The sequence below is a fragment of the Shewanella sp. FJAT-51649 genome (assembly GCF_019457435.1).
In the GTDB taxonomy this organism is placed as follows: domain Bacteria; phylum Pseudomonadota; class Gammaproteobacteria; order Enterobacterales; family Shewanellaceae; genus Shewanella; species Shewanella mangrovisoli.
This window is the reverse complement of record NZ_CP080411.1, coordinates 527,873-542,351: the sequence shown is the minus strand read 5'-3', so window position 1 is coordinate 542,351 and position 14,479 is coordinate 527,873. Positions and strand designations below refer to the sequence as shown.

The following is a 14,479-nucleotide window of genomic DNA, read 5'->3' as shown; positions in this document are numbered from 1 at the left end:
TGGTCAGAACAAGATTTAACCAGCTGTTAAATCCGTTATCTTATTTTCCGTCAAGCTTATAGCTACCGCCATCATATAACCTGAACGATGAAAACATAATCATCATAATTTTATGATGATTTTCATATTGTTATAAAACACTTTCATGGAATTAAGCAGCACTACCCGCCTAGTTTGGCACTGGCATTAACGGGGACGAATTGGGGCTTTCTCAGTCTCGCCACCGGATTAATACGGGAAACAAACCGACTCAGTAGAGGCGAAACCATGACTTCACTTGTCACTAAACCCATATTATTAGTGGTGGACGATACACCCGATAATATCCAGATTATTCACGGGATCTTGTCAGATCAGTACACGATCCGCGCCGCAACCTCAGGTGAAAAGGCGCTTAAACTGGCCAGCACCCATCCCCTCCCAGAGCTTATATTACTCGATGTGATGATGCCTGAGATGGATGGCTTCGAGACCTGTCGTAGGCTTAAGCGTGACCCCATCACAAGTAAGATCCCAGTGATCTTTGTGACCGCCAAAACCGATACCATAGACGAGCAAACCGGCTTTGAACTCGGCGCAGTGGACTATATTTCCAAACCCATTAGCCCTGCGGTACTCAAGGTACGGACTCAAACCCATTTAGCCTTGAGTAATCAGGCGCGGCAGCTCGAAGCCCTAGTACAGCAACGGACACAAGAGTTAGAATCGACTCGCCACAAGATTATCCAAAAACTGGGGCTGGCGGCGGAGTATCGCGATAACGAAACGGGCCTACATATTACTAGGATGAGCCACTACGGCCGCATTTTGGCCCAATATGTGTGTGATTCCCAAGCTTGGTGTGAGATGTATTTTACCGCGCTCCCGATGCACGATATTGGCAAAATCGGCATCCCAGATTCGATTCTGTCTAAGCCGGGAAAATTAACCGATGATGAGCGACGCCAAATGCAGCAACACGCTTCCTTTGGCGCGCAGATCCTCGGTGATGACGATGACCCGCTGTTATCCCTCGCCAAGGAGACCGCGCTCTATCATCACGAACGTTGGGACGGAACAGGTTATCCCCACAGGCTAGCAGGCGAGCAAATTCCATTAAGTGCCCGCATTGCCGCCATCGCCGATGTCTTCGATGCACTCACCTCAGACCGCCCCTATAAAGTGGCATGGAGCACACAAAAGGCATTTGATTATATTGAAGAAAATGCTGGAACTCAGTTTGATCCTAAACTCACTCGCGCCTTTATCGAGTGCAAAGCGCAGGTACTAGAAGTACAGCAACGCTTCGCAGAACCCAAAACAACCAGTGTTGTCGCTTGAATGCCTGACTAAAGTGGGAGCAAGAGGTAGACTCATAGTCATAGGGGCTAGAGATGGGGCTAATAGATGAATCCAGCAAAGGTAGTGCGCAACGAGGTAAAACGATTAACAGATTTACCCAATATTGGTAAGGCCTGCGCAGCAGATTTACGATTACTCGGCATCGAGAGCCCAGAACAACTGTTAGGGCAAGATCCCTACGAAATGTACTCACGTATCAATAGATTAACTGGGCAAATCCACGATCCCTGCATGCTGGATGTGTTTATATCTGTCACCCGCTTTATGGCGGGTGACGACCCTAAACCTTGGTGGTATTACACCGAAGAGCGTAAACAAGCGCTCACTCAGCTCTAGCTAGACTGACCTTGCTCCCTTGGGGATTCAAGGGATTCGGTTACCAGCGTATTATCAGGCTCATCCCTTAACCACTCGCGCCAGATAGCAATCAGCAACGCCATCAATACCGGGCCGACAAACAGGCCAACAAACCCCATGGTTTTCACCCCGCCAATCAGCCCGAAGAAGGTCGGCAGGAAGGGTAATTTGATTGGCCCGCCAACCAGATTAGGTCTTAGGGTTTTATCGACAATAAACAGCTCGATACTGCCCCAGAGGAATAAGCCCACTCCCGCCGTCATATCGCCGGTGCCAACTAAATACAATGAGATCAGGGTAAACATGGTTGGCGCGCCGCCGGGCACTAAGGCCATAAACGCGGTCAACACCCCAAAGGCCACGGCCGAAGGCACGCCGGCAATCCAGTAAGCAATCCCCAACACTATGCCCTCGCCGATGGCGATAAGCGTCATGCCGATAACGGTTGAACTCACAGTCGCAGGCACCACACGGGAGAATCGATGCCAGCGGGCAGGAAGAATGCGCTCGCCAACAATATCCAGCTGTTTAGCCACCGACTCGCCATCTTTATATAAGAAAAACAAGGTGATCAGCATAAACAGCAGGGTCAGCAGCAGACCTAAGGTATTCCAGCCCAATTGCAGTACCCAGCGGGAAATACCACTCAGATTCTGACCGCTAATGGCACTGACTATCTTGCCCAGTTCATGGGGTTCACCGATAAACTGCTGCCATTGCAGGGTAAGCCACTCGCCAATCCAAGGTAAATCCTTAATCCACAGCGGCACGGGAGCGCCATGCTGGTTGGCATACACCAGCCACTCCACCCAGGCTCGAATCTCTTGCAATGCATAGGAAAATACAAAAATCAGCGGCGTGATAAGCCCAACAATAATCAAGACTAACGCGATTGTGGCAGACAACGCCGAGCGACCACCGCATTTAACCATTAATTTTTGGTACAGCGGCCAACTGGAGAAGCAGACGATCAGGGCGGCCAAGGCGGGAACTAAAAAATCGATAAAAAAGAAAACACCAGCACACAGCAATAAAATCAATAGGGTACGACCCACCGCAGCATTACTGATAATCTGTGCCATCCACATACTCCCACAATAGAATCCAACAACAAGGTGGAAAACTTGGCAGAGTGCCAAGCAACAACCAGCCTTTGGGTGTTCCCCATTCTGTGAGCCAGTTTATTGCGCAGTGCTTTCCATGGGCAACGACATTTAACTAAAGCGTGAGTAGTGTATCAGTGCTGCTGACATCCCCAAAGGCCTTCGAATGTCTCGAAGGCCAAATGGCTGAAAATCCCTATGGCGCGGCCTTTAGCCTAGCGACAATTTTCTCTGGCTGGCTAAAATCGCTAATACGCTCAATGACTTTACCGTCTTTCACCCAAAGCAATGTCGGGATGTTGCGAATACTAAAGTGATTAAACAACACGCCTAATTCATCGATACTGAAATCGACGCGTGAAGGATAGAGCTGTTTAAAATCGGCGAGGGCTTTATCGTCCGTCCACAGATGATTGACCACCCCATGCCAGGCTTTGTTCGGCAGCTGTTGCGCTAGCTTGTCTAAATCTTTCTGGGCGGCAACACAGGCCTTAGACATTTCAGGACGGCTCTCTGCCAAATACCAATCACACCAAGTGGCGGTAAAAAACAGTAAATGCTCACCTTGCTCCCAAGGTTTCAGCAACTTAGCCGTTTGTTCAGGGCTTGGTGCATCAGTGGTTTGTGCGGTGAGTTCTTGGCCATTGGCCAACATATCGATAAATTTATCGAGGTTCGCATCCGACTCATGGCTAGTGTAAACCACCTCGCCTGCGCGATTGATTAACACGCTATAGGGCGTCCCGACCAAGCCTAAAGCCACACCCAATTCGCCCTCGTTATCCAGCCAGACAGGCATAGTCAGACCGAAACGAGAGATGACTTCGGCAATCTTAGACTGTTCTTCGTTGATATTGATATTCAGGGCGAGGATATTGACCTTGTCCTGATACTTTTTCTGCAATTCCTCAAAATGCGGCATCTGCTCCATACAGGGCTGACACCAGGTTGCCCAAAACTTAAGGTAAATCGGTTTATCGCCCGCGATGTTTTTTAAGGAGGTTTGTTGTTGATCTGGATAGGTTTTTAGCACTATATCTTGATAGCTTTTATCGGCAGAAAAGGTGGAAAAACTGATAAGGGCGAGGCAGGTAACTATGATTCGACGTAACAACATTAGCGTTATCCTTTCAGGTAGAGATCGCTCGCAACCACAAGGGTTGGTCGTGATATTCAGCCAGTGACATAAGCAATTACTGAGAACAAATACCAAATGAAACAGAGCGGCACGGAAAGACGAAGCCGCCCGGCCGTCAGTATAAATGAATGGGCTTATATTTTAGCCATGTAAAATATAAGCCTATTTGAGCAGAATCGACTCACTGATTGCACCGAGATAGCGAACTTATATTCTTCTCGCTACGACGCCTTATCTAACACAACGCTTAAGGTTAAGGTGTCGGCTAACGCTTGAGGGTCCTCGACGACTAAGTTCACCACAGTCAATGACTCAGGTAATTGCCCCATGGCGCCGTAATAAACTTGAGGCTGCTTAAATATCAGCTGCGCATTCGCCTCACCACGGCCTAGGGTCAATATTTCAGGCGCGTCACTATGCGTAACATCATCCTGTGAAGCCTGCGACATAGGACTGCTAAAGTGTCCTAATTTCAGTTCACTAATCTGCGTGAAATCAACGACCATAAAGCCCCACATACCGTTATTAATGATGAGTTTATCTGCCCTTTGGTAGAGCGAGTAATAACGACTGTTCCGATAATTCGCCGCCATTAATAGGATGGAATACAAAAGCAAACCTGAAACAAATAGAGCCGCTATATGGCTTATCCCATCGAGTAAACTGTAGCTCACCGCAGAAGCAGCCATTAACCCCACGATGACAACTAAGGCATGCCAAAGCTTAGCGCTGAGCAAGTTGAGTGAGCCAATGGCCTCTGGGTGACGACGGGAAAAGTAGGGAATGGCGTAATACCAACTGGCGGGCTCAGTGGCGAGGATTAAACCCAATGTTAGCCTCTTCTCATCGGGTATGGGCGGCAAATCAGACTCTGACGGCTTGTTGGGATTAATTGACTCTCTTTTTACCGTTTCAGCACTAGGCTCTGGCTGCGCCATTGCTGCAAACTGCTCAACGATAGTTAATCTTGGATCCCCCGATGCCTTTCTCGCCAGCCATAACCCCTTAATAATGCTCACAATCAAGTACAGCTCGATAAGGAGTAATACCGCAATAATGGGGTAACGTAGCCAAGCGATAAACTCGAAATACTCAGCCACTTCATGCGGATAGCTAAGCCTCGCCATCAGGCTACTCAAACTTAACACAACCAACATCTTCCAGGGCTTTTGCGCACCTATTTTGATAATCCAATACCAATAAAGCACTGGCAACAACACAAAATAGAGCGCCGTTACTACGGCTAAGGATAAGGCTTCACGCGTGTTTGTAAGCTGCTCAGGCAGCAAATGAAAGCCTAGGACATATACCGCAATCATCAGTAACAGAAAGGCAATGCGGTATTTAACTTGGCGTCTAAGTCGGATTTTTAGCATTTAACATCCCTATCAACGAGCATATTCAACTTAGGGATGTGACTCGATTGAACACCAAACTCCTCAATTGGCTTAGTGGTGATATGGGGAGCGACGGCCATGGAGACAAGGTTGAATTAAAAATAATCAGCCAGATAATGACCCCATCAAGCCTAAAGCTAACTGCCGCATCAACTCGGCTGCGGGAATGTTTTGGCAACCACTGGCATTTTGTCCGCACCACAGCGGGCTAAAATCTCCAAATCCTTGTCGCTCCGCCGCCGCTCTTAAGCCTGCAACCGCCGAGGATGCCAAGGGGAAATCGGGCACAGCCTCATTTATCGGCCCCATCTCGGCCATAAAACGATTCACTATGCCGCGGGCGGGTCGACCAGAAAATAAGTTCGTCAGTGCCGTATGCTGCGCAGCGTCGCTTTGCAGCGCCTCACGATGAATGCTGCTGGTGTTACACTCTGGGCAGAGTAAATAGGCCGTCCCCACCTGCACCGCCGAAGCCCCCATTGCCATGGCGGCGCGCACTGTGGTGGCATCGACAATGCCACCTGCGGCAATTACCGGAATATCCACCGCCGCAATCACCTGCGGTAATAGACTAAAGGTTCCCTGCTGCTCGGTTAAATCTTCAGATAAAAAGTGTCCTCTGTGCCCACCCGCCTCTAGGCCTTGGGCAATAATCGCATCGGCGCCGCGAGCCTCGAGCCAAAGTGCCTCCTCGACTGTGGTCGCCGTAGAGATGACTTTTGAGCCCCAGGATTTGATTTCCAGCAGCAATTCTTCATCGGGCAGACCAAAATGAAAACTCACCACCTCGGGCTTAAATTTGGCTAACACCTCGGCCTGTGCCTTGCTGTAGGGAGTGCGCTGGGCGCCAGCAGGCTGCACATTTGAGTCGAGATTAAATTCCGCAAAATAGGGTGCTAACTGTTCGAGCCAAGCCGCTTGCTTGGCCGCTTGCGGTAAAGGCTCGCTATGGCAAAAGAAATTCACATTGATAGGTTTAGTGGTATTACTGCGGATTTCGGTTAACTCAGCTTCTAGTGCATCGAGGGATAACATAGCGCAGGGCAAGGAGCCCAATCCGCCCGCCTGCGATACTTCAATCGCCAGTGCACTGCCCTGCACGCCCGCCATCGGCGCTTGAATAATCGGAAACTGGATCCCAAACAATTGTGTTAGTCGGCACGGCATACTTCACCTCCATTGAATAAATCCTGTAGCGACTCGTGCTTGTTTTGCTTACAGCTAATGCGGCGATAAGCGACCGAGCCGAGTGCGAGTTGTTACAATCTACCAGAAAAATGCATCCCAATTACAGCATTTAGCCAAGCAGCAAAACTTGGCAGTGTTAAGCAGATGATAAAATGTCATCATTTAATGGATATTTCAGCCTAATTAAAAACAAAAATAATACCGTCAAAATTGAAATTACATTTGTATCAAGATAAAAACACTTACCGACTATTTATAAAAAATCCCGTGATATTCGCCGCATTAGCTAATTAAAAAACTATTTCAGCATATTTAAATCACTTATGATCCGGCCCCATTTTTTGGAGGCTATATGTTATTAAAAACCCGTCTATTTTCGACAAAAATAATCAACCAACTTATTATCTGTTTACTACTGATGTTTACCACGTCAGTTGCCTATGCAAAAAATGATGATAAGGACGATGAGATCACCTTAGGCCGCACCCTATTACTCGGAATTGGTGACCACCCAGCAATCATCCCGCTTATCATTTGCCGCCAAGCCAAACACATTAGAATCAAAGCAGAAAGAGATGTGAGTATCGATCGCGTCGTCGTCACCTATGGGGATGATAAAACTCGTACCGTCCGCTTTGATACTGAGCTAGGAAAGGATGAGCACAGCGAATGGAAATCCCTTGGTGCCCGTCGCTGTGTTAAAAAGATTGAAGTGTATGGTAATTCCGACCGCAGTAAAGCGGGTATTAAAGTATTAGGTCGTAAGTAAGACTTACCTATTTAATTATTCCATCTTTATTCAATATTGGAATTGAGCAATATATCAATGAATTTTCGTGCAATATTATTGTTATTACTCGGTATTAATTTGACCGCATGTGTGACTTTTCCAACCGAGGAGTCGTCACAGGTGAAAATATTATGGGAAAACTCTGTCGCCATCGAAAACTGTACCTATAAAGGTACAGTCATTGGCTCACAGGGGCATTTCTATGACTATTGGTTACACAGTGATAGGGATATGGTGTGGGGCACACTCAACGAGCTACGCATCAAAGGACATGCGCTCGGCGCCGATACGGTTTATCTCTATCAACCGCTTAAGTTTTTAGGCTCAGTGACTATGATGGGCAATGCTTATCAGTGTGCAGAGACTCAAGCTTCTGAGGATAAGGCTTCTGAAGCTCTAGAGTCGACGAGTCTGCCGTCGCAGACAAAGGCCGCATCGAGTCAATGAGTTGAATGTTGAGCAGGTTTTTTATGAGTTTTGAGCGGCTATCAGGCGACACGCCTGATAGCACTCATACAAATGGACGGAAAAACTCAGAACAGGTAATCGGCACCTAAACTAACAAACAAGGCTAATCCCGCCCAGTTATTGTTAAGGAAGGCTTTAAAGCAAGGTGCTCTTTCGCGGCCAAAAATCAGCATTTGCTGGTAAGTGCTAAAGCCAACGAAGGTGAGTAATCCTAAACCATAAACCAAGCCACGGTCGGCGCTCCAACCCGCGGCGATAAAACACAGCAGCGCGGCAAGTTGGAATAATCCAATGATTTGGCGGTCGTACTTGCCAAAAAGAATGGCGGTCGATTTGATACCGACCTTTAAATCATCATCCCTATCGACCATGGCATACATGGTGTCGTAGGCCACAGTCCAGAACCAATTGGCGGCAAATAACCACCAGGCTTCGATGGGCACTTCACCGGTTTGCGCCGCATAGGCCATGGGAATCGACCAGCTCCACACCACGCCTAAAAACATCTGCGGCATGTTCGTTACCCGCTTTGTAAAGGGGTAGATAATGGTGAGGATAATGCCGACAACAGAGAGCTTAACCACTAAGCCATTGAGCAGTAAGACCAAACCAAAAGCGGCCAGACCTAAGATCACAAACAGCAATAGCGCTTCTTTGGTGCTGATTTCGCCACTGGCGAGGGGACGGGATTTAGTGCGTTCAACGTGGGAGTCGAGGTCGCGGTCGGCATAGTCGTTAATAATGCAGCCGCAGGCGCGCATGATCACCACACCGATAATAAAGATAATCAACACTTTAATATCGGGCATTCCACCAGCTGCTAATACCAGCGCCATTAAACAGGGCCAGAGCAATAACAAGGTGCCGATAGGACGGTCGAGTCGAGTCAGGCGGGAATACACGTCCCACTTCTGCTTTAGATTCATTAACTAGCTACTCCCAAACCTAATTTTTTATCTCGGTTGCTAGGGTAAGCATCATATACCCTAGCCCCCTTTTAAGCGAATTTACGCAGGCTGAAGCTGTCACAAAATCATGACATTGATGCCAATCAACGCGCCTCTAAACGCGCGTAGGCCACCACCAACCACTTACTGCCAAAATCACTAAAATTCACCTGCACCCGCGCCTGCGCGCCACTGCCTTCAAAGTTAGTCACTTTGCCGTCACCAAACTTGGGATGATGCACTCTTTGGCCGACGCTAAAGCCGGTATCATTAGCGACCGCCGACTTTTGCGCACTGAAGCGATTATTCGCCATCGGCGTCGACACCTGCGCCTTTAAGCGAATTTCGTCCACATATTGCGGCGGAATTTCCTTAACAAAGCGCGATGGGCGGGCATAATCTTCGCGGCCATAGATACGACGGGATTCGGCATAGGTGATATAGAGTTTTTCCATCGCGCGGGTCATGCCCACGTAACAGAGACGGCGTTCCTCGTCGAGTCTGTCGCCCTCTTCGAGCGCCATCTTACTCGGGAAAATCCCCTCCTCGACACCCGCCATAAACACCATAGTAAACTCCAGCCCCTTGGCCGAGTGCAGTGTCATTAACTGTACGGCATCGGTAAAGGCGTCGGCCTGACCTTCACCCGCCTCTAAGGCCGCATGGGATAGGAAGGCGTTAAGCTCGCCCATATCCTCAAGCTCTTCTGGCATTTCGAAGGTGCGCGCGGCGGTGACGAGTTCCTCTAAGTTTTCGATACGGGCGTGGGCCTTTTCGCCCTTTTCCGCCTCGTACATGGCCTTAAGCCCAGAGGCTTGGATCACTGTGTCCGTCATCCGGTACAGCGCCATATCCTGAGTTTCTTCCTGCAGGGTGACGATAAGATCCATAAAACCACGTACCGCAGAGGCGGCGCGGCCTGCGAGCACTTTTTCATCCAGCAGACGTAAACAGGCCTGCCATAGGGTGAGTTCCTGCTGACGGGCGGTCGAACGCAGAATATCTAAGGTGCGATCGCCAATGCCGCGCGGCGGCGTGTTAACCACGCGCTCGAAGGCGGCATCGTCATTTTTATTGCTGATAAGACGCATATAGCCCATAGCGTCTTTAATTTCTTGGCGTTCGAAGAAGCGCAGGCCACCGTAAATACGATAGGCTAAGCCTTTGTGTAATAAGGCTTCTTCGAGCACCCGCGACTGGGCATTCGAGCGATATAAAATCGCGCAGTCACTTAAATTGCCGCCTTTTTCGTACCAGTCATTGATACGGCCGACGATAAAGCGCGCCTCGTCCATTTCGTTAAAGGCGCAGTAGAGGGAAATCGGCTCACCATCGGCTTCGTCGGTCCACAGCTCTTTACCTAAACGCTCGGGGTTATTGGCGATAAGGGCGTTCGACGCCTTCAAAATATTGCCCTTGGAGCGATAATTTTGCTCGAGGCGAATCGTAGTCGCCGTCGGGAAATCCCGCAGGAAGCGATGCAGGTTTTCAACCTGAGCGCCGCGCCAACCGTAAATGGATTGGTCGTCGTCACCCACTATCATGACATTGGCGGTTTGTCCGGCGAGCACACGGATCCAAGCATATTGAATGGCGTTAGTATCCTGGAACTCATCCACCAGAATATGCTTAAAACGCTCTTGATAATGCGCCAGCAGATGCGGTTTATTGAGCCAAAGTTCGTGGGCACGCAGCAGGATTTCGGCAAAGTCGACTAAACCTGCGCGATCGCAAGACTCTTGATAAACCTGATAAATCTTCAACAGGTTTTGCTCTATCGGAAAACCACCCGCATCGATATGCTTAGGACGAAAACCTTGGTCTTTCTTGCCATTGATATAGGCCTGTGCCTGACGGGGAGGATATTGTTTTTCATCCAGATTCAAACTTTTCAGGATGCGTTTCAGCAAGCGCACCTGATCGTCCGAATCGAGAATTTGGAAGCTCTGCGGTAATCCCGCATCTTGGAAGTGAGTGCGTAACAGACGATGCGCTAACCCGTGGAAGGTACCAATCCACATCCGCCCCATATTAGTGCCCGCGACCTTCTCCACCCGCTCACGCATCTCGGCCGCGGCTTTATTGGTAAACGTCACGGCTAAAATTGAGTAAGGGCTCTGCTGTTCGACCTGCATTAACCACGCGATACGGTGGGTTAATACTCGCGTTTTGCCACTGCCAGCACCCGCAAGCACTAACATGCTGGATTGCGGTGCCGCGACAGCCTCGCGCTGTTTATCATTCAGGCCGTCTAGTAAAGAAGATACGTCCATTCTCGCCTCCAAAAAATCGAGGGGGCAGTATAACAGAAGAAGCGCCCAAGGCATGCCACGAGTTTGAGCCCAATCACAGACAATTCATTTGACTCAAGGGTCAAGTTTGGCTTGAATTGATTGATACAATTCATTAACAACTAAAGTATGACTCGATGCCAAGGGACCTGAATGCATTATTGTTTTAACGCTTTTGTGTTGGATACCCAGAACCGAACCTTGTTCTGCAACAACCAAAGGCTTCACTGCGACGAGCGCGTTATCCTGTTACTCGCACAATTGATCGACGCCTATCCCGCTCATTGCGATCAGGCCTGCTTGCTCGAACATATTTGGCCCAATACCGTGGTGAGCAGTTGGTCGGTCGCAAGATTAATCTCGGATACCCGTAAACTCTTCGAGTCAGCTGGCCTTAAGGTGCCCATCATTCAAACCTTGCATGGCCGAGGGTATCGACTCTCCCCCGATATCGCCGCCATTATTCGCTCCGATGCCGTCGCTAACAGTTTTGCCGCTCAAGACCAAGCGCTCGCAATAACAGATAACGCCACCAGCACAGCCAACTCGGATACACTTCAACCCGCGCAAAAAAAGCCTTACTTCACCCTGCCGGGATTAGTCTTGATTGCTATCTTGTCGAGCGCAGTGCTTGCCCTACTCTTTTACAGCCAAATCGAACGCAGTGGCCCATTAGTATTAGCCGAGCCGCATAACGTGAAGGCACGCATATTGTGGGTCGATGATCACCCAGAAAATAATCAGGCCGAGCGCCAATTTTTAGAGCAAAAAAAGATTGGGGTTTACACCACCAAAACCAGCAGCGATGCACTCACACTGCTGAGTTTGTATAGCTACGATGCCATTATTACCGATATGGGCCGGGGCTCAGATCCCCTCGCTGGTCTTAAACTCATGCAGGCTATCCGCGATCGCGGCATCAACACGCCCATTTACCTCTACACCATCATGCCCTCCGAGGCGCTAAGACAAAAAGCCCAGGAACATGGCGCGCAGGACATCGCCGTCGAAGCCGAAGACTTATATCAACACTTGATGCCGCTTATCCGTTATGCCGACGAAGGCGCGCAGTAAAACAGCGCTCAACTCCAGTAAATTCCACTTCAATCTATTGATATTATTAACTTTCAAAAACATTCAATAAGTTTCAAAGACAAAATCCCTCCTGAGGATTTATATCTTGTTCAGGGTTCAGCCACTGATCCCTTCTGCATATTGCTTGCGCTCATGCCCCAAACGATAACTGACGACCATCCCGCCATGGGATATCGCATCGTTGCTGATATTTGCTCAGTAGCCTAAAAGGAATTTACATAATGAAGCCAATCTATCGACTCACGGTTCCCATTCTCTTAGGTCTCACGCTCGGCGCCTGTGGCGGGAGTGATGATGACGATGAAGACCCTAGCCCCATTGAATCCCAGCAGTTTGCCATTAAGGGAACCGTAAAAGGGCTGACCAACAGCCTAAAACTCACCCTACAAACCAATGGCCAGACAGTAGAAACCCTTTCTGTTCAAAGTGATGGCACAGATAAGGCCTTTGCATTTTCAAATATGCAGAATGAAGGCGTTAGCTTTGCCATTACCGTTAATACTCAGCCAACGGCACAAACCTGTACCGTCACCAATGGCAGCGGCACCTTAAGCCAGAGCAATGCAGAAACCGCCCTCGTCACCTGTGAAACCAATGCCAATGCCGAATTAACCGGGATTTTTAGGGACAGCCCAGTCGCCGGGATCCATTATCAAACCGACAGCCAAACCGATGGCACTACCAGCGATATTGGCGAGTTTCAGTACTTACAGGGGGAACAGGTCACCTTTTCGGTCGGCGCGATTCAATTTCCCAGTACAGTTGCCGCGCCACTCGTCACACCCACCGAAGTTGCAGCGGGCAATGAGGTCACAAAGGTAAATATCCTGCAATTGCTGCAAACCTTAGATCAGGACTGTGATGTTGAAAATGGCATTCAAATCAAGACCTCACACCACGAGCTGCTCGCCAATACTGTGCTCGATATCAGCAGTGCCGATTTTGATAGCCAACTCAACACCTCCTTTGCCAACCTCGGCTCGGGTTTGAGTCTGATCAGCGAAGCCCAGGCCCTTAACCATTTCGATACTTCCAACCGTAATCTGCTGCTGGGTAGCTGGCTGCTGTCGGAAGGAGAAGGTCAAAGCAACATACTGACCTTTATCGACCATAGCCGTTATATATTGATCCACGAGCATGCGGGTGATGGCGATCAGGGCGCAGCCTCGGTCGAATACGGAAATTACACTTGGGATAGCGTCACGGGTAGTTTCAGTGTGAGTCTCATCGCTCAATCCGATGGTTCCGGCGGTCTGTACGATGAAAGCAGCGTCGTTAACAAGGCGATGGTAAGCCTTAATACTCTCACACTCAGCCTCACCGACAATGGTTCGTCAAGCATCACACTCACGCGTATCGAAGATGCTAGCGATGCGTTAATCGGCACTTGGCATGTGTACGATCCCGAAACCAATAACGACAGCTTTGTGACTTTCCTGCCCAATCAAGCCTATGCCATTGTGCATACAGCCAATTCCGACAGCTATGAGGGGCAATCCCCCCAAGCGCAATCGGGGGAGTTTGGTCATTACGTCAAAGATAGTAGTGGCTATAAATTTACCGCCAGTGTCGAGTCCGACGGCCCTAATGGTCTCTATGATGCACAGTCAGCCGACGCCCATCAGTTTTCATCCATCAGCACCAGCCAATGGGGCGAGATGATGGCGACAGAAAATGGCCCAGACGGCGGTACTTTCACCTTAGATAAGGTCGGCAGTTTTGTGACTGAGTTAGTCGATAAGCCTTCTTCCGCCGCAGGTACCAGCCTTGGACGCATCACCTCGGTGCGGGATATCGAAGGCTTTAGCTACGACGCCACAGTCAATCGCCTGCTGCAATTTGACTTAACCTTTGCCACGGACACGCAAAACCGCTGCACCACAGAGTTCGCCAATGGCCAATGCGGCGCGCGTTACAACATGCTGGTGCAGAATGTATCCGAGAATGATATGGGGGATGTGATTGGCGAAATCAGCCTGAACGAAGTCACTAGCAATGCCCAAGTAAACAGCGATTTTTATATGACGACCGCTGGCACACTGCACTTTGTCTTTAGTGGCAGTCAGACGATGACCATCAGTCCTTTGTTAGGCAAATCTTGCCAAGGTAATCAACGCGCTTTAGTGAGCTTAACCGATACCAGCAGTAACCAATCGCTTTGGTTAGTCGAGTTAACCCCAGCCGCCCTATAGCTAACGCTATCTTCCCTTTGCCGGGCTATGTTCTTCCGTAGTCCGGCATTTTTTTATGCTAAAAACCATTAAATCTAGCAAAGACCGCAATTACCTATCGAACAGCGCGAAATCGAACAACTGAAAACGAGCCATATATGGTCTGATTTAATTTATTACCTTCAATAATGAT

General features: G+C 49.1%; 12 protein-coding genes. 6 read left to right on the top strand and 6 right to left on the bottom strand.

Annotation, left to right across the window (positions count from 1 at the left end; genetic code table 11):
• Positions 1-267 precede the first annotated feature (267 nt).
• Together K0H59_RS02425 and K0H59_RS02420 are read left to right on the top strand one after the other, a co-directional pair.
• Positions 268-1,320 carry an HD-GYP domain-containing protein gene (locus tag K0H59_RS02425; RefSeq protein ID WP_220054550.1) on the top strand — a complete coding sequence of 351 codons (1,053 nt, stop codon included), beginning with the start codon at positions 268-270 and terminating at the stop codon, positions 1,318-1,320.
• 66 nt (positions 1,321-1,386) lie between these two features.
• On the top strand, positions 1,387-1,677 hold the full coding sequence (locus K0H59_RS02420) for a helix-hairpin-helix domain-containing protein (protein WP_220054549.1): 291 nt from the start codon (positions 1,387-1,389) through the stop codon (positions 1,675-1,677).
• Here K0H59_RS02420 and K0H59_RS02415 read toward each other — a convergent pair.
• The 4 genes from K0H59_RS02415 to K0H59_RS02400 form a co-directional block, all read right to left on the bottom strand.
• A complete protein-coding gene (locus K0H59_RS02415) occupies positions 1,674-2,780 on the bottom strand; it encodes an AI-2E family transporter (RefSeq protein WP_220054548.1) in 1,107 nt (368 codons plus the stop codon). The two genes, K0H59_RS02420 and K0H59_RS02415, sit on opposite strands and share 4 nt — an antisense overlap.
• 217 nt (positions 2,781-2,997) lie before the next feature.
• On the bottom strand, positions 2,998-3,918 hold the full coding sequence (locus K0H59_RS02410; RefSeq protein WP_220054547.1) for a thioredoxin family protein: 921 nt from the start codon (positions 3,916-3,918) through the stop codon (positions 2,998-3,000).
• A gap of 242 nt (positions 3,919-4,160) precedes the next feature.
• Positions 4,161-5,315 (bottom strand): hypothetical protein, encoded by a 1,155-nt coding sequence (locus K0H59_RS02405; RefSeq protein WP_220054546.1) that lies wholly within the window; start codon positions 5,313-5,315, stop codon positions 4,161-4,163.
• A 126-nt stretch (positions 5,316-5,441) separates the two neighbouring features.
• The gene (locus K0H59_RS02400) at positions 5,442-6,503 is read right to left on the bottom strand and encodes a nitronate monooxygenase family protein (protein WP_220054545.1); all 1,062 of its coding nucleotides are present in this window, start codon (positions 6,501-6,503) and stop codon (positions 5,442-5,444) included.
• Between the two features lie 373 nt (positions 6,504-6,876).
• Between K0H59_RS02400 and K0H59_RS02395 the strand changes: the two genes are divergently transcribed.
• Positions 6,877-7,293 carry a DUF2541 family protein gene (locus tag K0H59_RS02395; RefSeq protein ID WP_220054544.1) on the top strand — a complete coding sequence of 139 codons (417 nt, stop codon included), beginning with the start codon at positions 6,877-6,879 and terminating at the stop codon, positions 7,291-7,293.
• A 57-nt stretch (positions 7,294-7,350) separates the two neighbouring features.
• Positions 7,351-7,761: a DUF4156 domain-containing protein gene (locus K0H59_RS02390; RefSeq protein ID WP_220054543.1), complete on the top strand. Its 411-nt coding sequence runs from the start codon at positions 7,351-7,353 to the stop codon at positions 7,759-7,761.
• An 86-nt stretch (positions 7,762-7,847) separates the two neighbouring features.
• Here K0H59_RS02390 and ubiA read toward each other — a convergent pair whose 3' ends face one another.
• Complete coding sequence (gene ubiA / locus K0H59_RS02385; RefSeq protein WP_088211875.1) at positions 7,848-8,708, bottom strand: 4-hydroxybenzoate octaprenyltransferase; 861 nt, start codon at positions 8,706-8,708, stop codon at positions 7,848-7,850.
• A 125-nt stretch (positions 8,709-8,833) separates the two neighbouring features.
• A complete protein-coding gene (gene uvrD, locus K0H59_RS02380; RefSeq protein ID WP_220054542.1) occupies positions 8,834-11,002 on the bottom strand; it encodes a DNA helicase II in 2,169 nt (722 codons plus the stop codon).
• Positions 11,003-11,173: 171 nt separating this feature from the next.
• On the opposite strand from uvrD, the gene K0H59_RS02375 reads away from it, so the two are divergent.
• Both K0H59_RS02375 and K0H59_RS02370 read left to right on the top strand, forming a co-directional pair.
• Positions 11,174-12,094, top strand: a complete 921-nt coding sequence (locus tag K0H59_RS02375) for a response regulator (protein WP_220054541.1) — start codon at positions 11,174-11,176, stop codon at positions 12,092-12,094.
• Between the two features lie 242 nt (positions 12,095-12,336).
• Positions 12,337-14,307 (top strand): hypothetical protein, encoded by a 1,971-nt coding sequence (locus K0H59_RS02370; RefSeq protein ID WP_220054540.1) that lies wholly within the window; start codon positions 12,337-12,339, stop codon positions 14,305-14,307.
• Positions 14,308-14,479: the final 172 nt, after the last annotated feature.

Bases quoted from the DNA above. Each gene is read 5' to 3' on its own strand.
- K0H59_RS02415 (WP_220054548.1), bottom strand. From the start codon at position 2,780: ATGGCACAGATTATCAGTAATGCTGCGGTGGGTCGTACCCTATTGATT.
- K0H59_RS02405 (WP_220054546.1), bottom strand. From the start codon at position 5,315: ATGCTAAAAATCCGACTTAGACGCCAAGTTAAATACCGCATTGCCTTT.
- K0H59_RS02400 (WP_220054545.1), bottom strand. From the start codon at position 6,503: ATGCCGTGCCGACTAACACAATTGTTTGGGATCCAGTTTCCGATTATT.
- K0H59_RS02390 (WP_220054543.1), top strand. From the start codon at position 7,351: ATGAATTTTCGTGCAATATTATTGTTATTACTCGGTATTAATTTGACC.
- K0H59_RS02395 (WP_220054544.1), top strand. From the start codon at position 6,877: ATGTTATTAAAAACCCGTCTATTTTCGACAAAAATAATCAACCAACTT.
- K0H59_RS02370 (WP_220054540.1), top strand. From the start codon at position 12,337: ATGAAGCCAATCTATCGACTCACGGTTCCCATTCTCTTAGGTCTCACG.
- uvrD (WP_220054542.1), bottom strand. From the start codon at position 11,002: ATGGACGTATCTTCTTTACTAGACGGCCTGAATGATAAACAGCGCGAG.
- ubiA (WP_088211875.1), bottom strand. From the start codon at position 8,708: ATGAATCTAAAGCAGAAGTGGGACGTGTATTCCCGCCTGACTCGACTC.
- K0H59_RS02425 (WP_220054550.1), top strand. From the start codon at position 268: ATGACTTCACTTGTCACTAAACCCATATTATTAGTGGTGGACGATACA.
- K0H59_RS02375 (WP_220054541.1), top strand. From the start codon at position 11,174: ATGCATTATTGTTTTAACGCTTTTGTGTTGGATACCCAGAACCGAACC.
- K0H59_RS02420 (WP_220054549.1), top strand. From the start codon at position 1,387: ATGAATCCAGCAAAGGTAGTGCGCAACGAGGTAAAACGATTAACAGAT.
- K0H59_RS02410 (WP_220054547.1), bottom strand. From the start codon at position 3,918: ATGTTGTTACGTCGAATCATAGTTACCTGCCTCGCCCTTATCAGTTTT.